The following is a 19,047-nucleotide window of genomic DNA, read 5'->3' as shown; positions in this document are numbered from 1 at the left end:
TAATAAATTGAAACAACTGTACATTATTTATCTTTAGCCTGAATATTAATCCTAGCTTAGAGTGAAAATAACCCCAATAGTGATTTACAGGCAATTACACAAGCGATAAAGTCCTTACCTATATAAATAACAAACGAATCCTTACCCCTACTTAAAAGAGTAATAATGAATAATCTCGCAGATAAAAGAATAATAAACTATAAGGACAAAAAATATAATTGTTCTTTAGCCTTTGCTTTACAACTAACAGGAGATAAACATAAGAGCTTAATTATTTTTCACCTTAAGGATGGCTGTATGCGTTCGGGTGAGTTGCAAAAAAGCATTTCGGGTATCTCTAGCCGAATGTTTACATATTCTATCAGGGCACTGGAAAAGGATAAGTTGGTTAAACGTACAGTCTACCCAGTTACACCACCTAAAGTAGAATACGAATTAACAGAAGAAGGCAAATCGCTTATCCCCATCATCCTTGAATTAGATAAATGGGGACAGGATTTTGCAAAAACGCATCACTTATACGCTCCATCGGAATAGTGAAGTTCGTATGAATGAGAATAAATTTCGAAAACATTACCGAAAGGATCTTCAACATAACACATACGGTAAGGCTTCTCTCCAGGATAATATTCATCTATTGGCATACGTTGTTTTCCTCCAGCAGCAACAATTTTCTTCACTAATCCTTCCACATCAGAATCTTGAATAGAAAAATGGAACAAACCTGTACGGAAAGGTTCAAAACGAGGTTTTAAATCTTTGCTTTGCTTAAATTCGAAGAGCTCAAAACCTATCTTGTCTGAAGTAGAAAGGTGTGCAATTCTGAATGTTCCCCAATCTTTACCAAATACGTCGATACACATTTTTCCTATGGCTGTTTTGTCCTCCTCTTTTACCAAGGTTGGTGGCATTATCGTGTAAAAGCCCAACACTTCGGTATAAAATTTTACGGCTGCATCCAAATCTGGTACTGTAATTCCAATATGTGAGAATGCTCTTGGGTAAGTTTTTACAGATTCATTTAAATTACTCATATCATTTGTTGTTTATGAATAACTAATAGTTGAAAACAGAAGTATGCCGACAACTAAAATTAAAGTTTTTTTCATTAATATTTCTCTTTAAATACGACACAAACCTACAACACAACAATCAACAATACAATAAGTTACATTCAATGCACATACTTACACGAATGTGTATAATTCAGATTAATAAGGACTTTCATCTGAAAAAAAAATGAAAATAATTTAATGAGCAAAATAATAACGAGGGGTAACAACTAAGCGTTCGTATGGCAAGTACTGCCCAACATGAGCGGTAGGTTTACAGATAATTTTATAATTAATCTGAAAATTTAATCAGATACATAAGGGTACTCGTGCACCAGCTAAGTCTATCGGAAAAAAGGAAATTGAATTAAAATACCTTATCACAATGTTTTATAGATAATTAATACCATAATAAAGGAATCAAAATAAAAGATTTTTGGAGCTTACGAGCTATTATCCTCCCTGAAAATATTAAGCGTTAAAGTCAGCACCATATACATGAATTTAAGACACTCTAAATAAAAAACAAAAGGAGGGAAAACGTCCCGATATTGCCATATTAGAACGCCGTATTAGTGTTGTAAATAGCCATTAAATGGCTAAAAAACTTAGCTAGTAATCATCCATGAAAAAAATTGAAAAATAATTGCCTATTTAGGTCAAATAATTATGCGTTTTTTCGTATATTAATAAGCACAAACCAGATAGGCTGCAACTGTATCGTATCACAAAAACAAATAATCATGAATACACACACTAGCTTCGAAAAAATTGATTACTTGAGAAATGGAAATGAAAAGCAACAACGAGCTTACGAGCTACTAACTAAGCACAAGGTATTAGAAAAACTTAGACAGTTTGACCCAATACTTGTTGGTACAATTCCAATTAATATCGATATAGAGAGTAGCGACCTTGATGTAATATGCTATTGTGAGAATCAGGCTTATTTTAAAAAAATTCTTACAGCAGAGTTTGGTGACCAAATAGGCTTTAGGATATGGGAAACCGTAGAGCAACCAACCCAAGATACCTTTGCGTATTTTATTATGGATGAATTTGAAGTTGAAATTTTTGGACAAAATATTCATACAAAAGATCAGATTGCTTATAGACACATGATCATAGAAGATAGACTACTCAACCAAAGGGGGGAAGCTTTTCGGAAACGAATTGTTGATTTGAAACATAAAGGCTACAGAACAGAACCTGCATTCAGCATGGAATTGGGATTAAAGCAAAATCACAACAGATCACTTTTGGAACTTGAATCGGAAATAAACTAGCGAATTTCTATGACAAAACTAAAACGTAAAGATTTAGAACTATGAAAAAAAGAGTCTTCTTATTATTCTGATTTCCTTGATACATTTTCATTAGTATTTAATCAAGAAAATTTGATAGCTCTTTTTAAATCAACTCAAGATAACTATGCAAAAAATGAACCTATTTAGGTTCATTTTTTATGTTAGAATCATTGAAATTTCTAATGCTTTTTGGAAAATATCGAAGAAATCACAAGAGAACAATTCAAAGAGATTGAAATTTTTTAATTAATATTAAATTCATTATCAATAAATTGAAATAAAATAACAAATTGTGACAACCAAGCTTTCCTTTTCAAAAAAAATTCTATAAACAAACCTCGCAAACATAATTAAACTATTCTTATACGCACCACTACCAAACATCAAAATATGTCATGAAATACCTAACATGAATCGTCTCCATTTAACAACAACAACAACAACAACAACAACAACAACAACAACAACAACAACAACAACCGGCATATCATTTGGGGCTATACTAGCATCTACAATTCAATAACAATAGTTGTCATTGAAATTTCAATTTAAACACACCACTTTTTGTCTAATAGATTGAAAATTCAACTATTCAGAAATTGATTAGATTTGTCATCTCAACATTCTACTTTTAACCTTAAAATCTTTTCATGAAAAAGATACTCATATTATTTGCTCATCCCGCTTTTCAAAAATCTAGAATAAATAAAATACTGATTCACGGTGTTGATGATATGGAAGGCATTACGCTGCACGATCTTTATCAGGCTTACCCTGAAATGGATATTGATATTGAAGCTGAGCAAAAACTGGTAGATGCACACGATATCATTATATTTCATCATCCTTTTTATTGGTATAGTACACCCGCTATTCTCAAGGAATGGCAAGATTTGGTTTTAAACCACGGATGGGCTTATGGACACGAAGGGATAAAACTAAAAGGTAAATTCATATTTCAAGTTTTAACCGCAGGAGGAGAAAAAATGGCCTACTGTCAGCAAGGTTATAATAAGTTTACTATCCGACAATTATTAAGACCTTTCGAACAAATGGCCAATCTTTGTCAAATGAATTACCTACCTCCTTTTGTGGTTCATGGTACGCATTCTATTACCAAGCAAGAAGTCCTAGAGCATAAAACGACCTATTTGGAATTATTAGCTGGTCTACGAGATGAAACCATCAATTTAGATGATTTGGCCAATAGAGAATATTTTAATGATTATTTCACCAATAAATAGAAGAGATTAATATGGAACAAGGTGGATTCTTTTTTCAGGCATTGGTTTACTTAACGGCTGCAGTTGTTGCTGTTCCTGTAGCCAAGAAGCTCGGTTTGGGCTCAGTATTGGGGTATCTCCTAGCAGGTATTATTATTGGACCATTCCTTTTTGGGTTTATTGGCGAAGAAGGACAAGACGTGATGCATTTCGCTGAGTTTGGTGTCGTGATGATGTTGTTTCTTGTCGGACTCGAATTACAACCTTCTATGATATGGAAATTACGCAAATCTATTTTCGGTTTGGGTGGTTTTCAAACAGGAATTACAGCGGCTATAATTATGGGCATTGCCATTATAATGGGATTTGCCTGGCAAACGGGTCTAGCCATTGGTCTTACCTTTGCGCTATCTTCCACAGCTATTGTTATTCAATCCTTAAACGAAAAAGGGCTCATGAAAACCGAAGCAGGACAAAATGCCTTCTCTGTTCTTTTGTTTCAAGATATTGCAGTGATTCCTATTCTTGCAATCCTTCCTTATTTGGCAATTAAAGGATTGGTAACAGAAACAACTGATGTGGCTCATCATTCCTCTACCTGGGTTGATGGTTGGCCTATTTGGGGAACAACCTTATTAACCTTAGGTGTGATTTCTACTATTATTTTTGCCGGAAAATATTTAATTAGTCAAGCGTTCCGTTTTATAGCCAAAACCGATTTAAGGGAATTATTCACTATTGCAGCTCTACTCTTGGTAATTTCAACAGCGGCTCTTATGACCATGATAGGCCTAAGTCCTGCATTGGGTACTTTTGTAGCTGGTGTGGTTTTGGCACAAAGTGAGTACCGACATGAGTTAGAAACTGACATAGAACCCTTTAAAGGTTTACTCCTAGGCTTATTTTTTATCGCTGTTGGAGCTTCTATCGACTTTCATTTGATTGCAGAGAGTCCAAAATTAATTTTTGGCTTAGTAGCTATTCTGATAGCTGTAAAGTTTGTAGTCTTATTTGTTATTGGTTACTTTTTCAAGATGGGTCTCGATAAAAATATGATCTTCTCCTTCTCACTTGCACAGGGTGGCGAATTTGCCTTTGTGCTCCTGTCCTTCTCTACTTCCAATTCCATTATATCAAGCGATGTAGCGAACCCATTAATAGCTGTAGTTGCCATTTCTATGGCGCTCACTCCTCTACTAATGTTGTTTAACGAGAAACTGATACAACCCCGGTTTGGCACCAAAGAAAGTGTAAAAGAAGCTGATGAAATGCAGGAAGATAAAAAAGTAATCATCGCTGGGTTTGGTAGATATGGAAGTACTATTGGAAGATTTTTGCAAGCCAATGGTGTTTATGCCACTTATCTGGATATTGATCCCGATAATGTAGATCTTTTGAGAAAGTTTGACTTAAAAGTTTTCTATGGAGATGCATCTCGCAACGACTTATTAAAAGCAGCAGGAGCAGCTGAAGCAGATCTTTTAATCGTAGCCGTTGACGATCCTAATAAGACAAAAGAAATTGTAGCGACAGTTAAAAAAAATTATCCCAAGTTAAAACTTGTTGTAAGAAGCCAATCCTTTTTAAGCTCCTATAGTTTAATAGAACAGGGTGTAGATCGTATACAATTAGATTTTTTAGATTCTGCATTAAGAATGGGAACCGATGCACTTTGTTATTTGGGCCACAGAAGACATGAGTCCTTTCGCGCATCAAAAACCTATAGAAAAAATGTAGAAAAATTTATTCCAGAATTAAGTGAGGTTTGGCAAGACAAGTCTTTATTAATCTCTGAAGCCAAAAAAAGAATGCAATTCCTTGAAAAATCTATGTTGCAGGAAAAAGAAGATTTCCATAAAGAAAAAGATATGGGGTGGGATGCTTCAGATATTATTAAGGAATTTGGAGAGGGTAAAATATAAATTATTGGTTAACACTGTTTTTGACTCAAAAAAAACGGAAACTAGAAGTATTGGGATCTTATTTCCTTTCATGTAATTTCTGTTTATAAGCTTATAACAACATGTAAATCTCAAAATTAAAGATATGAAACCAGATAAGGAAGCAGCAAATTTCACAAATAAAGATACGAACATAGCATCTATTCAGGTGCAAGATTTTAATTCTACTGAAATTAATTTGATGGAGGAATACAAAGGAAAACCTCTTCTAATCATAATTTATAACAATCAATGTTTAGGCTGTACCGGTAGAGCAATTCCTTTTGCTTACCAATGTCAACAGAAATTTGAAACACTTCAGGTCATTGGTATTCATTCCAACTTTGGTAAAAACAGAACTACCGAAGAGGATGTGAAAAGTATTTTTACAATAAATGAATTACCCTTCCCTATTTACTTGGACCAAGAACATAAAGTGTATGATTTATTTCAATCAGAAGGAACACCTCAATGGTTGTTGATCACCGCCGATGGACAGCTATCCCGTTCTATTTTTGGCTCTCAGGAAGGGGCTCAAAATAGATTAATGTATGCCTTGGAAGAACTTCTTGCATAAAACAGTGTTAAATACATTTCCCTATTGGGCAATTTGCTATTCCTAGATCTAAAACAATTTTATTTTTTGTTGATTGCCAATTACAATACGAAAGAATTAATCAACAGCCAGATTTTATAACAATGCATCATAAAATATAAGATTTCTCCTTAGTATATAATCGAAATTTAGAGGAAATAAAAAATCCAACAAAGGAAAGTCCCTTGCTGGATTTTTAATCTGCTAATTCAGAAAAACTTAGTTTGCATCGCGAACTAAACGTACATAGTTGTAATATCTTTCACCACCTTCGCCCAAAGGTCCACCTTCATATTTGGTATCGAATCGAACACCTCCTGCGCCGTGAAGGTCTTCACCCTCAGCATTAACAGCCATTCCGAAAGCAACATACCATGCATAATAGTAAGGTTCACCTGATGTAAAGTTAGCTGATGTTCCTGTCCAATAGTAGCCATAATCGTCGTTACCCGCTTCGTTTACAATTGGTGTACAGCTAAATATTGGATCAATAGCAGCCCCAACATTTTCTGCAATTTCAGCACTTGGAGAATAAGAATAATCAACAATACCTTGCAATTCTTTTACGTTTGGCATTCTCCAATCGCTATATCCAGCTAATTCAGCAGCTTCGCAATAAGCTAAAGCGGTTTCCCAATTCATAGTTTCTCCATTATCACTTTGTGCCCACATTAAGCCAGAAGCACTATCGGTAATAGTACCATCGTTATTGTTGGTGTATTTATTAATTCCATATTCACCACCACGAACGGCACGAACGTATTTCGCCAAAGGATTTCCTGTTGGAGCAGCATTGCCATCGCCTGGAGGAGGAGTTCCTCCATCAGTAGGAGCTCCGTCATTGCCAGGACCAGCACCTTCAGGCATTTCTGCAGGATAAGCTTTAATGTGACCAGTTACGTGGTTAACTCCGAAAGCCGCTTTATTGCCGCCTTCTACAGTTGTTCCAACATAGAAGTTGCTCGACCAATATTGCTCGTCTTTCGAAACTTCACCACTTGCAAGATGAAAATAATCGGTGTCGATATAGGGCCATCCAGTAGAAAAATCACTGATTGAAAAAAGTTCCTTTAAGTTAGGCATTCTCCAATCGTCGTACCCGCCAAATTCTAAATCATTGCAATAGTCAACTGCTTCTTGCCAAGTAAATTCATCGGATGTAGGTATCTGCTGCCACATTAAACCTGTATTATTGTCGGTAACCGTTTCGTTACCATTATCCTGATAACTCATTTCTTTGCCTTTTAAATAACTGGCATCTTGTCCGTAAAACGCATCTCCAATATTTAATGAAGAAACAACTGCACCGTCATGATCATATAAGGTGGTTTGCCCAGAAGCAATTTGTACATAGTTGTTAACCGTTAACTCTGTTACATTTGTATCCTCGTCGTCATTATCATCATCGCAAGATGTAAATAATAAACCAGATACTAAACCGATTGATACGGCAAAAGCAATTGATCTTTTCGGGATTCTGAATTTTTCCATCATCGTATATTTATTTGATTGTTTTATTTAGTAATTCAAAGAAAGGGAGGTATTGCTTAATTAGAAAAAACAATCAACGAATTGGGCAATTTTATCAACGAGTTCGATTTATGGTAAAGAATAACGTATTTTAATATTGAGAATTGTTTTTTTAAGATCTATCAAAACTGTGAGAGATTTTGAATAAATTTGAACATGAACAAATAATAACTCAAGCCTATCAGCCTAAAATTGACAAATGGAATTAATAAAACTTAAAAAAAGAACCGAGTTCGACCAAAATAAGAAACTCAATAGTGAATATGCTCAATTCTCAGAATTTATAAATCATCTGAACAAAAAAGAACTTCCCAATGAAATTATAAGTTCTATCAATAGGGGTATTGAAGCTATTAACACATTTACTGACTCAGAAAAAGAATTGAGGAAACTAATATCTAAAACTCAATCGCGAATTATTAATTTACTCGAAAAAGAACTCAAGCTTGTAACGAAAAATCATTATAGAAATACATGGTTGGCAGTTGGAATGGCGGTATTTGGAGTTCCTCTGGGAGTTGCCTTGGGAACAAGCCTAGGGAATATGGGATTAATGGGAATAGGATTGCCAATAGGCATGCTAATTGGAATGGCTATAGGTTCTAGTATGGATAAAAAAGCCTGTGACGAAGGAAGACAGCTAGACTTGGAAATAATATAAAGCATAACACTTTGTGTAAGTAAAAACAGTAAGTCTTATTAGCAAACCATTCAATTAATGCTTGTATACTTTTAACTGAGAAATGAATACTATTTACAAAATAAAAAATCGGACAAGCCCACCATAGTTTGTCCGATTTTCTTTTTGATAGATAAACGTATATCTTAATTTAGTGCTGTTCGATATGCCAAGGGAGTTTGCCCGGTTTTCTTTTTAAACAAACGAGAAAAGTATTGAGGATATTCAAATCCTAAATCGTAAGCAATTTCCGAAACGGTATTGGTTGAGTTAACAAGCCTATTTTTTGCTTGTTCAATAACAAAAGAATGAATATGGTCTTGTGCGTTTCTTCCTGTTTCCTTTTTTAGTAAATCACTTAGGTAATTTCCCGAGATATTTAATTCAGCACCACAATATTTCACAGTCGGAACACCTTCTTTTAAAGCCAATCCTGAATTGTAATATTTCTTCAAAAGGTGTTCAAATTTACTCACTAAATCTTTATTTATATTTTCGCGGGTATAAAATTGGCGATCGTAAAAACGGGTACAATAATCCAACATCATTTCAATGCTACCTACAATTAATTTTTGACTGTGTTTGTCAATATTCAAACTATATTCTTTTACTATTTTGTCGCGCAATTCAGCTATGGTCTGTTTTTCATCATCCGACAAATGAAGTGCTTCGTTTGCATCGTACGAGAAAAATGAATAATCGTCAATAATATGTCCAAGTGGGGATTTCCTAATTAAGTCGGGATGAAAAAACAAAGACCAACCTCCATTTGATTCATTAAACTCCCATTCGGGCATTGTAATAACTTGCCCAGGCTTAAGAAACAACATAGTTCCTTCCTGAAAATCGTAGGTGTTTCGTCCGTAACCAAACGAACCGTCAGTATTCATTTTATAAACGACCTGATACATATCGGTAGTAACGGCTTTCCCAATTAATTCCCGATTAGAGTACATCTTCTCATGACAAAAAATGCTAACCAAAGGATGTTTTGGTTTTTCAACACCCATAAATTCATGAGCCTGCGTTATTGTTTCTAATCTGTGTATATCTTTCATTTTACAAATTAATAGCTTGACTGGGTGCGTAAATTATCTATTTATAAAGATACTAATTACTTTTTAAGGCTGAAGTAATTGCTTCTTATTCACCACTTTTCTTCCAATTACTTCACTGTTTTTTTATACCAATCTACAATACCTTCCCCAATTTCGTGTGGATGTGACTCTTGTAGATAATGCTTTCCTTCACCTAAATCTACTGCAGTAATATTTTTCCAAGTTTCAGCTATATGCTCACCTAATTCTCGATTAATTATTAGTCCTGGTTCAGCATAAAAGAGCAACTTAGGAATAGCTGAATTTTTGTGGTATTCATTATATGAATTAACAATGTCAGTGCTAAATTTTGGAACACCATCAAACGAAATTTGACCTGGCCACATAAGCAGTGGTTTACGGCTCTTTTCTTCCAAATAAGGAGCCCGGTAATGGTCCATTTCTTCTTTAGTTAATTCTCTGCCCGCCATCATAGGCAGCATAGCTTCAATAAAGAAGTTGTTTTTCACAATCATTTCATACCCTTCTTTTGGATCACGAAATTTTTTGAATAATGTTTCGGTCTCTTTAGTCGTATTTTTCCAATAAGAAACTTGAACCATAGCTTCAAAAAACACAATCCCTTTTACATTTTCTCTATGCTGATTGGCATAATTGAAACCTAAACCAGAGCCCCAATCTTGAATTACTAGAATAATATCTTTTAAAGCTAATTTTTCAATAAGCGCATCTAAATATTCGATATGATCTTTAAAAGTATAATCAATATCGGGTTTATCTGATTTTCCCATTCCGATAAGGTCAGGAGCAATTACTCGACCTAAAGGGCTTAAATGAGGAATAATATTACGCCATAAATAGCTTGATGTAGGATTACCATGCAATAGTAAAAAGGTATGTTTTGAATTTTTATCTCCTTCATCTACATAATGCATTTTAGAATCTAATACTTCTTGAAATTTAGATTCAAATGGAAAGGCTGCGGAAATCGGTTTTATATTTGACATGATTTAATTCTTATTTTATGAATATTCATTTTGAATTGTATTGCTAATCCAAGCTTAAAAATCTTGTACTGTAGGACGAATTACCAATTCATTAATATCAACATCATCTGGTTGCTCGATGGCATACGCCACAGCTTTTGCAATGGAAATAGCAGGAATAGCATCTTTATAAACGTTTTGAACAAATTGAGAAGTTGCTTCGTCAGAGCTTCCTAATTGTAATTCAGAATCAATTAAACCGGGTGAAAGTATAGTGGTTCTAATGTCTTTACCAACCTCTTGTCGTAACCCTTCACTTATGGCTCTAACTGCAAATTTAGTTCCACTATAAACGGCTCCACCAGGACTCACCTTTAATCCAGCAACAGATGCTAGGTTGATAAAATGACCTGACTTTTGTTTTTGAAACTCTGGTAATGCTGCTGCAATTCCGTATAAAACACCTTTTATGTTTACATCAATCATTCTATCCCATTCGTCTACTTTTAAAGCACTGAGTGGTGCTAGAGGCATAATACCAGCATTATTTACAAGAACATCTATCTTATCAAAGCTGTCAATCGCTTTTTTTACTAGAGCTTTTACATCATTAGCAATGCTAACATCTGTTTTTAGTATTTCTACTGCTCCACCATTCTTTTTGATATCGGCAGCAATAATTTCTAATTTTTCTAATCTACGAGCACCTAAAACCACTTTTGCTCCTTTTTCTGCCAAATAACGAGCGGTTGCTTCTCCTAAACCACTACTTGCTCCGGTAATTACGACTACTTTTCCTTCTATATTATTTTTCATGATATTATTTTTTTTTGATTATTTATGTATTCTAATTATTCGATTGCATCATTTTCATTACAGGTCTTTGTACATCCTGCTCTTCTTTGCTAAGGGTAAAGAAACATTGAACACCTTTGTGATTAAAACAACCATTACACGCCACACATTTTGCTTTTGATCGATCTCCATTCATCCATCGTTTCACCAAATCGAGTTCTCTTATCAATGGACGAGAAAGGGAAACAGCAGCAATATTTGTATCGTTTAGAATAGTCTCTATTTCATCCACATCTCTTAATCCGCCAACCAGTATTACAGAGGTAGTTATTATTTCACTTAGTCTTTTGGCAGAAGCGAAATGGTAAGCTGAGTGTTTTTTTGCGCGAGAAAAACTGTAAACACCAGCCAATGTGCCACCACTTACTTCTATCGAATTAATTCCTTTTAAAGAAAGATTCTCACTAATTACTAGAAAATCTGCTTCATTTACACCTTTATCTTCAGAATCGAAATCGGAACTATTTAGCTTTATTCCAACTGGAAAATCACTGCCACATACATTTTTTATTTCTCTTAAAATGTCAATAACAATTTGCATTCTACGTTCTAAATCGCCACCGTACTCATCTGTTCTTTTATTAAAAACAGGACTCAAAAATTTATTGAGCATATAACCGTGGGCTGCATGAAGCTGAACACCATCAAATCCCGCATCTTTAGCGCAAGCTGCTGCTTGACCGTACTCTTTTATTAATTCATGAATTTGCTCCTTCGAAAAAGCAGTAGCCATAATACCAGACACAGGATCGGTATATTCCGATGGGCCATAAACATTTCCTTCTGGTTTGAAAAATAGCTGGGTACTATTATGATTAAGTTGAGCAACTATTTTTGTGCCATAATTATGAGCCATATCAGTTACTTTCTTAAACCCAGATATCGTATCATTATTCATTGAAAGATCTTTCTCAGAATAATGATCTGTTTTAGAAAACACCAAATAGCCCATTATAATTAATCCTAATTCTCCTTCGCAGAGCTTTTCGTACTTATTAATTATTTCTTGACTGGGCGCATTATTCTCTGCAATAGGATCACTAGTAGCCGATCGTACAAATCTATTTTTCAATTCAATTCCACCTATTAAGGCAGGTTTAAATGCTTCTTTTGAATTCATAACTTTAAAATTTATATTGTAAAAATACACTCCAAAAATTGCGTGAAATAATATCTATTACTGATTTTGAGTTTTAGTCGTATGAATACCTTTTAAAAATACAAAAAAGGATGACACATGCCAACCTTTTTGCTTAGTTATTCTCAGCATAGTCAAGTGAAATATGCCATTAGAATAAAATATTCACATGCTTAAATTTAAATATCAAAAACAGTATCAATGGATTCATTTCCACTAAAAAACTCAACTACTTTACCTTTCATCTTATTATTCGAAAGAGAATAATTTATTACGCTAGCTACATCCTCTCTTGGAATAATTAGATCTGAAAATTTAGCTGGTCTAGACGTTCTAATTAAACCTGTGCCGTTATCGTTTATTAAACTACCCGGACGCAGAATAGTATATGGCAAACCACTTTCCATTAAATAACGATCTGCAAAATGCTTTGCCACTAAATAGGGTTTTATTTCTGTTACAAACTCATCGGGATTAGCGGCTCCCAAACCACTTACCATTACAAAATGCTGAATATTATTCTTTTTTGCATAATCTATAGCTTTCGCAGCCGCCCAAAGATCGATTAAAAGTGTTTTATCATCACCTGTTGATCCTCCAGAACCAGCAGTAAATACAACACTGTCGCATCCTTTAAAAGCATGTTCAAAATCTCCTTCCAAATCAGCTATTACTGTTTCTACGCCTAAATCTGCAAATTTCTGTGCTTTACTTTCACTGCGAACCAAGGCAACAACCGAGCTTCCTTTATTTTCTAATTGCTCAATCAATATTTTTCCTATTTGACCGCCAGCACCAATAACTAATGTTTTTTTATTTTTTGATTTCATCTGATTTTATATTTTTATTATTTCATCACATATTCCCACCAAGAATATTATTTTACTTTAATTTTACGATACTTACTGCTAGAGCTGATATTTACGCTCCATGTCTATAAAAGCATTAATTCCAGTCTTATTTTCATTCTCTACATCAAAGGAAAAACAATGGTATCTGCATTTCGCTAATTTTTGTCCTTTAAGCTTAAAAACAGACCCCATTTCGCAAGCTTGCCAACATGCCGAAGGGTCAATTAATTGCTTGCAATCAGACGAGTTTTCAATATTCTCAATCATTGTATTGGGTAACTCTTCGAGAAAACCCTCGTAACTCGAAATATGTTGCCCCACTATTTTTACTGACAAAACCCCTTTCTTAAATGTTATATTTACAACGACCTTTTTGGTGTTTCTATTCCTATAACTTATTATAGATAGGATCTTCTTATGCTCTATTTTAGAAGCATAATTGTCATGAAGCATGGTATCATTTATCTTATTTACAAATTCAATATCTTCATTGTTTATAAGACCTAGAAATACCCCATAGTTTTGTTCTAGCTTAGTCATATCTTTTAAAGATTTCTTTTGGAAATATCCTTCAGTTTTATTTCAGGATTATGGTATTGTTGCTCTTTGCGCACCTTTCTTTTTCCATAATGAATGGCTACTTGAGGACACCAATGCATACATGTAGTACATTGCTCGCAAGAGTCTCCAATAAATGCCTTACCTTTTATTACTGAAATATTATTTACAGGACAAACACTTTGACAAATACCACAATTGGTACATAAATCAGTGTCAACAACAGGCGTAAATCGCTTTTTAAGAAAATTGGTATCAGCTAAATTATGCATTACAGCAATCAGGTGATTCTTCCTGATTTTTTGCGCATTTTGCTTCTCTCCCTTAATATCATTAACGATAGCATCACATTTGGTTTTCGAATCACTAATTCTCTCCTCAATTTTATCGGTAAGTAAACCGTACATAATCCTGCTATTTACAGGCATTAACACATCGCTATAGTAATGTAAATCACTGCCCTTATCTTTCATCAAACTCTTTAAAGAAAACATAGTATTTCCTTTATCTCCACCATGTGTTATTATGCCGAAAGAATATTTAACCATAGGGAAATCTAGTTTTTCGATAATAGCTTTTAGCATAGGAGGAATGTCGTAATTATGTACAGGAAACACAAAGCCAATAATACGATCATTAATAGTTTTGAGCTTTTTGGCTTCATTCATATGCATTACTTTCTCATTTAAACCAGTGGCAATATTCTGTGCAACTGTTAGAGAATTTCCGGTGCCTGAAAAATAGATTATCATTTTATTATATGTTGATTTAATAGATGCAAAACTATATGGATAAAACCACTTGGAATAACATCTATCACTGATTGACTAATACATTTTACAGATTATTATCTATATCAAAATACAGGGCCAACACTTATTTGAATGAAAGATTAAAAACCACCAATTCGGGTCTATTGCCTACACGCACCGGCGGTCCCCACGTTCCATAGCCCGACGATGTGTAAAACCATGTGTCTGCTTTTTGCATTAGCCCAAAATGATTTTCGTACACCAAGTTTGTAAGAATTGATAGAGGCCATAATTGTCCTTTGTGTGTATGTCCAGACATCATTAAATCCACACCCTTTTTCGAGGCTATATCATATTCAACTGGTTGGTGATCTACAAGCAATAAAGGTAGATTGGAAATGCTATTATTCATTATTTCGTCTAAGCTTTTCCTTACCTCTTGTGTAAATTGACTTTTATCTTTATCGTCGCGACCTAAAATTTGTACTATTCCATCTATATTGAATATTGTGTCGCGAATATAGGTAACACCATGTTTTGTAAAATAATCGATAGTAACATCTGGGTTTCCCATAAATTCATGGTTTCCTGTTACTGCGTATACGCCTAGTGGAGCATTAATTTTCTCGATATATATCCCCAAATCTTGTTTCATTACAGGTTTTGGATTATGGTCTACTAAATCGCCACCAAACAACACTATATCTGGCTTTTGATCATTTATTTGCCTGACTAGTTTTTGAACATGATTTTTGCCCAACATGACACCTAAATGAACATCTGTTGCTAACAACACTTTGAGAGAATCACGTTTAGAATCCTTTTTATTGATTTCTAAATTTATTTCTTTAACAATAGGATTACGGGCATTTATAAAACCTCCTATTGTGATCATTGTACTTAGTGAAATACCATAAATAAAGAGCATTTTACCAGATAGAATTCCTGAAGTAAGCGAAGTTGGAATAAAGTGAAAATAATGCTGTAAAACCCTCACAAAATCTACAAATAAAACGAATAAAAAAAGGTATAAAAATAATGCTAAACCTACCGAACCTATTCGACTAATTATAGTGGCAATGACTCCTGGTTCTCCTCGTTCCAATATTTGACCTACAAAAAACGTGGCTACTAAAAGCCAGAATGCCCAGGTAAAAGCAGATAACATACTATTTCCTTCCAATGCCAAAGCTCCTCTACTGTATATATACCAAGCAACTGTCCCAAAAATTATGAGTGCAATTGCAATAAAAATGACCATCATTGATTGTTTCATATTTAACACAAAATTATATGGCTCTATTTCAAGAGACTTACATCTATTACTGATTGTCCAATCTGTTTTATAGATTGACAAAAAAACCAACATAACCAACTCTCTATCTGAACTCTAGCTAAAAGTATGAGATGATTTTGTTCAATCATAAATTTATAACGATAGATTTAAACTTTTTTCTGATTTAGAATTTGTAGCTAAAAGCGGTAAGTTTTTCCGATACGTCGAAGAGTTTCTTAGCTACACTTTCGATATAAGCATGTGGCTTTGCTGTAACTTTTCCAGGCTTCCCTTTCATATCACCAAATCCGGTGGGTCCAAAATAATCACCACCTTGCACATCAGTATCAAGAGCTGCCATCAATTGAGGCAAAACTGCATTTTCAGGTTTGTGTGTAAATAAAGGAATAATTGGATACAGAATATAGTAAAGAGCTTTAGGAGTGTGACGTGCCAAATCTGTATTTGATGCTCCAGGATGTGCCGCAACTGCAATTATTTTTGAGCCTGCTACCAACAGGCGACGGTTTAGTTCCTGAGCGTGCATTAAGCAAGCTAATTTGCTCTGGCTATAAGCCCCCATCTTAGAATAAGATTTCTCGGAATTCAAATTGTCGAAATCGATATTGCCGCTTTCGTGCGCTTTGCTACTTAACATTACAATTCTTGCCCCTGCTGTGTTGTTTAATACATCTAAAAGTAATCCTGTAAGAACAAAGTGCCCAAAATAGTTAGCGGCCATCTGCAATTCTAAATTGTCTTCTGTTGCAGAATATGGAGGAATCATTACACCGGCATTATTCACCAGTACATCTAAACGCTTATGTGTTTTCAAAAAGTTATTGGCAAAGGCACGAACAGACTTAAGACTGCTTAAATCTAAAGTCATAATCTCTAGCTTTGCTTTAGGAGCTTTTTTCAATATCTCTTGTTTTGCCTTTTCGGCTTTACTTGCATTACGACAAGCCATTACTACCTTAGCTTCTTTTTTAGCCAAAGCTAATGTAGTTTCATAACCAAGACCTGCATTTGCACCTGTAACAACAATAGTCTTGTCGGAAAGAGATTCAACATTATTCATTGACCAATTTTTCATATCTGTGTTTTTTATATGCTTATTACTGATGAAATTTCTTTTGTTATTAATTGATACAAATGTATCGAAACAAAAATCCACCCATGTATACCTTTTACAGTTTGCCTAATACATTTTACAGAAAACAAAAAAAGCCAGCAGATATGCTGGCTTTTCAAGTTTTCACATTAAAAAACTATTAAGCTAATTAATGCCACCTTCAGGTAATGGTGTATTTGTATATTTAGAAGCATTTCCTTCAGCACAATCTTTGATTTGTTTGAGCATTTCAATATCCATAAGGCAATGCATCTCTTCGCCTGACAGTTTAAACATGAAATTCTGAATAGGTTTTTCCGTTTCCCAAGTCTTGTGCATACGTGAGATTAGACGGCTTTTCCCATCTGGAAGTTCTTCAATATATAATATCCAGGATGTTAGATCTAGATAGTCATCATCAGGAAAGGATTTCCACATCCTTAATTTGACTGTTTCACCAGTACTTGCATAAAAAATGCTGTCCCAATCGGAATCATCTACTCGGTTGTCAATATGAAGCACCAAATATTTTCCAGGCTCGATATCCACTACTGGCCAACAATCACCAATTTGATTAAAACATAATGGGCCTAATTCCAGGTTTTGCCATTCCGGACGAATCTCATATTTGTTATATATGCCCATGCCAAATAAGTTTTCAGCCCATGTAAGGCTGTACCAACCTGCTCTGTATCCACCAACCTGTACCAGCCATTTCCAAACCTCTGTAGGTGGAGCGTCAATTGTTATCGCATGATTTGTAACAACTTTAGGATTAGAAATAAAATCATCATCCGGCAAAGTCATATTCCTTTCTATTTCGGTTGTTCCCCATTTCTCCATCCATGAGCGTACCGTTGGAGGATATAGAACAAGCGTAATAGCTATTAAACTGATAAGCCCAAGAAGTATTTTCTTCTTCCTACTCCAGTTCTTAACATTCATTTTAATTAATCCCTTGGAAGATAAAAGTATTAATCCCCTCCATAACATGTAGACAAGAAGCCCACTACCAAGTATGACCGTAATTATTTGAAAAATGTAAATTGTAAAAGTTCCCATAATGTTTATTTTATTATTGTTTATTAATTAATGTTGATAACCAAGCATATGATATATAATTTGTCTGACTTCATTTTTATTCTCTACATCAGCGTAATCCTCAGATCTTATTCTAGAATCAACCAATAAGCCAAAACAGTAGGTATTAATGGTTTTTGCCAATAGTTCAGATTCAATTTTACCGCTAAAAACTGTTGACTCTACTCCTTCATTTATAGATTTTTGTAGTTTAGTTACAACCAAGTCAAGGGCTTCAACTACCGGAGATTTTGTTTTAGGTTAAAATATAAATGATTATTACATATTTAAGAATGAAAAGCTTTTTTCCCTAGACAAAAGCTTCATCGCTTAAATTAATATATTTGCAAATGTATATTGAATCTAATACTAGGTCAATAGACATTTTTTTAATCTGTATAGAACTGGACAAATCGCGAAAATGACAAGTAGAAATAATGATAATCAGGTTAGTCGTACTAAAGATTCAATAGCTAATACTTTTTTTGAACTTATCTATAAAAATCCAGGTAAACCCATAAAGGTAAAAGATCTATGTCTAGAAGCTGGCTATGCTAGACAAACATTTTATACTCATTTTTATCAGCTGCAAGATGTGGTATACTATTATTATGAAAGAGAATATCTAACTTATATAAAAGAAGAAACTGAGAAACTTTATAGTATAAATTCATCCATTAAAAGTTCGTTTAATAAATTCCTAAGAATTGTCTTTGATTACTGGCATACTCAAAACGATACATATAAAATGCTTAAATCCATTGATTTAGATGATGTTCTGTTAAAGCTATTTCAAGAGACCGCCAAAATATTTACGGAAAAGTTCTATCCAAATGCAAATATTATCCTTACTTCATTTGAAGGTAAATCAATGATTAAAGCAGGTGCTCATATTACCAAAACAGTTTATGATATATGGGTGACTACTGGCAGAACATGGGATACTGACAAAATGGTAGCAATATCAAGTCCTTTCTTTATCACTGTATTAAGTGATTTTTCTAATTCATATAAATAAAAAAAGCCTCTCGGTCTTGAGAAGCTTAATTGTAA

19 protein-coding genes are annotated in these 19,047 nt (G+C 34.1%); 7 read left to right on the top strand and 12 right to left on the bottom strand.

Annotation, left to right across the window (positions count from 1 at the left end; all coding sequences use genetic code 11):
- Positions 1 to 165: 165 nt before the first annotated feature.
- Positions 166 to 537 carry a helix-turn-helix domain-containing protein gene (locus EMN46_RS08185; protein WP_154200319.1) on the top strand — a complete coding sequence of 124 codons (372 nt, stop codon included), beginning with the start codon at positions 166 to 168 and terminating at the stop codon, positions 535 to 537.
- Here the strand turns inward: EMN46_RS08185 and EMN46_RS08180 are convergent.
- Positions 513 to 1,034 (bottom strand): lactoylglutathione lyase family protein, encoded by a 522-nt coding sequence (locus EMN46_RS08180; RefSeq protein ID WP_154200318.1) that lies wholly within the window; start codon positions 1,032 to 1,034, stop codon positions 513 to 515. The genes EMN46_RS08185 and EMN46_RS08180 overlap by 25 nt on opposite strands.
- 761 nt (positions 1,035 to 1,795) lie before the next feature.
- On the opposite strand from EMN46_RS08180, the gene EMN46_RS08175 reads away from it, so the two are divergent.
- From EMN46_RS08175 to EMN46_RS08160, 4 genes are all read left to right on the top strand, one after another.
- A complete protein-coding gene (locus EMN46_RS08175; RefSeq protein ID WP_154200317.1) occupies positions 1,796 to 2,338 on the top strand; it encodes a DUF4269 domain-containing protein in 543 nt (180 codons plus the stop codon).
- A 671-nt stretch (positions 2,339 to 3,009) separates the two neighbouring features.
- On the top strand, positions 3,010 to 3,603 hold the full coding sequence (locus EMN46_RS08170; RefSeq protein WP_154200316.1) for an NAD(P)H-dependent oxidoreductase: 594 nt from the start codon (positions 3,010 to 3,012) through the stop codon (positions 3,601 to 3,603).
- Positions 3,604 to 3,614: 11 nt separating this feature from the next.
- Positions 3,615 to 5,504, top strand: a complete 1,890-nt coding sequence (locus EMN46_RS08165; protein ID WP_154200314.1) for a monovalent cation:proton antiporter-2 (CPA2) family protein — start codon at positions 3,615 to 3,617, stop codon at positions 5,502 to 5,504.
- Positions 5,505 to 5,628: 124 nt separating this feature from the next.
- Positions 5,629 to 6,099 carry a redoxin domain-containing protein gene (locus EMN46_RS08160; protein ID WP_154200313.1) on the top strand — a complete coding sequence of 157 codons (471 nt, stop codon included), beginning with the start codon at positions 5,629 to 5,631 and terminating at the stop codon, positions 6,097 to 6,099.
- Positions 6,100 to 6,336: 237 nt separating this feature from the next.
- On the opposite strand, the gene EMN46_RS08155 is transcribed toward EMN46_RS08160, so the two are convergent.
- Positions 6,337 to 7,608 carry a DUF1566 domain-containing protein gene (locus EMN46_RS08155; protein WP_195715219.1) on the bottom strand — a complete coding sequence of 424 codons (1,272 nt, stop codon included), beginning with the start codon at positions 7,606 to 7,608 and terminating at the stop codon, positions 6,337 to 6,339.
- A gap of 238 nt (positions 7,609 to 7,846) precedes the next feature.
- Between EMN46_RS08155 and EMN46_RS08150 the strand changes: the two genes are divergently transcribed.
- Positions 7,847 to 8,308, top strand: coding sequence for a hypothetical protein (locus EMN46_RS08150; protein WP_154200311.1), 462 nt, complete (start codon positions 7,847 to 7,849; stop codon positions 8,306 to 8,308).
- Positions 8,309 to 8,472: 164 nt separating this feature from the next.
- Here EMN46_RS08150 and EMN46_RS08145 read toward each other — a convergent pair whose 3' ends face one another.
- From EMN46_RS08145 to EMN46_RS08100, 10 genes are all read right to left on the bottom strand, one after another.
- A complete protein-coding gene (locus tag EMN46_RS08145; RefSeq protein ID WP_154200310.1) occupies positions 8,473 to 9,384 on the bottom strand; it encodes an AraC family transcriptional regulator in 912 nt (303 codons plus the stop codon).
- Positions 9,385 to 9,491: 107 nt separating this feature from the next.
- A complete protein-coding gene (locus EMN46_RS08140; protein ID WP_154200309.1) occupies positions 9,492 to 10,391 on the bottom strand; it encodes a haloalkane dehalogenase in 900 nt (299 codons plus the stop codon).
- Between the two features lie 54 nt (positions 10,392 to 10,445).
- Positions 10,446 to 11,186, bottom strand: a complete 741-nt coding sequence (locus EMN46_RS08135; protein WP_154200307.1) for an SDR family oxidoreductase — start codon at positions 11,184 to 11,186, stop codon at positions 10,446 to 10,448.
- 31 nt (positions 11,187 to 11,217) lie between these two features.
- The gene (locus tag EMN46_RS08130; protein ID WP_154200306.1) at positions 11,218 to 12,345 is read right to left on the bottom strand and encodes an NADH:flavin oxidoreductase; all 1,128 of its coding nucleotides are present in this window, start codon (positions 12,343 to 12,345) and stop codon (positions 11,218 to 11,220) included.
- 197 nt (positions 12,346 to 12,542) lie between these two features.
- A complete protein-coding gene (locus EMN46_RS08125; RefSeq protein ID WP_154200304.1) occupies positions 12,543 to 13,193 on the bottom strand; it encodes an SDR family oxidoreductase in 651 nt (216 codons plus the stop codon).
- Between the two features lie 78 nt (positions 13,194 to 13,271).
- Entirely contained in the window at positions 13,272 to 13,754 is a 483-nt protein-coding gene (locus EMN46_RS08120; protein WP_154200303.1) for a hypothetical protein, read from the bottom strand.
- Positions 13,755 to 13,759: 5 nt separating this feature from the next.
- Positions 13,760 to 14,524 carry an EFR1 family ferrodoxin gene (locus EMN46_RS08115; RefSeq protein WP_154200302.1) on the bottom strand — a complete coding sequence of 255 codons (765 nt, stop codon included), beginning with the start codon at positions 14,522 to 14,524 and terminating at the stop codon, positions 13,760 to 13,762.
- A gap of 124 nt (positions 14,525 to 14,648) precedes the next feature.
- Positions 14,649 to 15,800, bottom strand: coding sequence for a metallophosphoesterase (locus tag EMN46_RS08110; protein WP_195715218.1), 1,152 nt, complete (start codon positions 15,798 to 15,800; stop codon positions 14,649 to 14,651).
- Positions 15,801 to 15,984: 184 nt separating this feature from the next.
- A complete protein-coding gene (locus tag EMN46_RS08105) occupies positions 15,985 to 16,896 on the bottom strand; it encodes an oxidoreductase (protein WP_154200300.1) in 912 nt (303 codons plus the stop codon).
- A 183-nt stretch (positions 16,897 to 17,079) separates the two neighbouring features.
- A complete protein-coding gene (locus EMN46_RS08100; protein WP_154200299.1) occupies positions 17,080 to 17,859 on the bottom strand; it encodes a hypothetical protein in 780 nt (259 codons plus the stop codon).
- 556 nt (positions 17,860 to 18,415) lie between these two features.
- Between EMN46_RS08100 and EMN46_RS08095 the strand changes: the two genes are divergently transcribed.
- Positions 18,416 to 19,012 (top strand): TetR/AcrR family transcriptional regulator, encoded by a 597-nt coding sequence (locus EMN46_RS08095; RefSeq protein ID WP_154200298.1) that lies wholly within the window; start codon positions 18,416 to 18,418, stop codon positions 19,010 to 19,012.
- The last annotated feature ends 35 nt before the right edge of the window (positions 19,013 to 19,047 follow it).

It is taken from the genome of Ancylomarina sp. 16SWW S1-10-2 (assembly GCF_009669305.1).
GTDB lineage: Bacteria > Bacteroidota > Bacteroidia > Bacteroidales > Marinifilaceae > Ancylomarina.
The sequence above is the reverse complement of the archived record's forward strand: the minus strand, read 5'-3'. Positions and strand labels throughout refer to the sequence as shown.

What these genes read in the sequence shown, in the direction of transcription:
- EMN46_RS08135 (WP_154200307.1), bottom strand. Translation starts at nt 11,186, where the DNA reads ATGAAAAATAATATAGAAGGAAAAGTAGTCGTAATTACCGGAGCAAGT.
- EMN46_RS08125 (WP_154200304.1), bottom strand. Translation starts at nt 13,193, where the DNA reads ATGAAATCAAAAAATAAAAAAACATTAGTTATTGGTGCTGGCGGTCAA.
- EMN46_RS08170 (WP_154200316.1), top strand. Translation starts at nt 3,010, where the DNA reads ATGAAAAAGATACTCATATTATTTGCTCATCCCGCTTTTCAAAAATCT.
- EMN46_RS08185 (WP_154200319.1), top strand. Translation starts at nt 166, where the DNA reads ATGAATAATCTCGCAGATAAAAGAATAATAAACTATAAGGACAAAAAA.
- EMN46_RS08145 (WP_154200310.1), bottom strand. Translation starts at nt 9,384, where the DNA reads ATGAAAGATATACACAGATTAGAAACAATAACGCAGGCTCATGAATTT.
- EMN46_RS08140 (WP_154200309.1), bottom strand. Translation starts at nt 10,391, where the DNA reads ATGTCAAATATAAAACCGATTTCCGCAGCCTTTCCATTTGAATCTAAA.
- EMN46_RS08115 (WP_154200302.1), bottom strand. Translation starts at nt 14,524, where the DNA reads ATGATAATCTATTTTTCAGGCACCGGAAATTCTCTAACAGTTGCACAG.
- EMN46_RS08175 (WP_154200317.1), top strand. Translation starts at nt 1,796, where the DNA reads ATGAATACACACACTAGCTTCGAAAAAATTGATTACTTGAGAAATGGA.
- EMN46_RS08180 (WP_154200318.1), bottom strand. Translation starts at nt 1,034, where the DNA reads ATGAGTAATTTAAATGAATCTGTAAAAACTTACCCAAGAGCATTCTCA.
- EMN46_RS08120 (WP_154200303.1), bottom strand. Translation starts at nt 13,754, where the DNA reads ATGACTAAGCTAGAACAAAACTATGGGGTATTTCTAGGTCTTATAAAC.
- EMN46_RS08105 (WP_154200300.1), bottom strand. Translation starts at nt 16,896, where the DNA reads ATGAAAAATTGGTCAATGAATAATGTTGAATCTCTTTCCGACAAGACT.
- EMN46_RS08130 (WP_154200306.1), bottom strand. Translation starts at nt 12,345, where the DNA reads ATGAATTCAAAAGAAGCATTTAAACCTGCCTTAATAGGTGGAATTGAA.
- EMN46_RS08110 (WP_195715218.1), bottom strand. Translation starts at nt 15,800, where the DNA reads ATGAAACAATCAATGATGGTCATTTTTATTGCAATTGCACTCATAATT.
- EMN46_RS08165 (WP_154200314.1), top strand. Translation starts at nt 3,615, where the DNA reads ATGGAACAAGGTGGATTCTTTTTTCAGGCATTGGTTTACTTAACGGCT.
- EMN46_RS08155 (WP_195715219.1), bottom strand. Translation starts at nt 7,608, where the DNA reads ATGGAAAAATTCAGAATCCCGAAAAGATCAATTGCTTTTGCCGTATCA.
- EMN46_RS08100 (WP_154200299.1), bottom strand. Translation starts at nt 17,859, where the DNA reads ATGAATGTTAAGAACTGGAGTAGGAAGAAGAAAATACTTCTTGGGCTT.
- EMN46_RS08150 (WP_154200311.1), top strand. Translation starts at nt 7,847, where the DNA reads ATGGAATTAATAAAACTTAAAAAAAGAACCGAGTTCGACCAAAATAAG.
- EMN46_RS08095 (WP_154200298.1), top strand. Translation starts at nt 18,416, where the DNA reads ATGACAAGTAGAAATAATGATAATCAGGTTAGTCGTACTAAAGATTCA.
- EMN46_RS08160 (WP_154200313.1), top strand. Translation starts at nt 5,629, where the DNA reads ATGAAACCAGATAAGGAAGCAGCAAATTTCACAAATAAAGATACGAAC.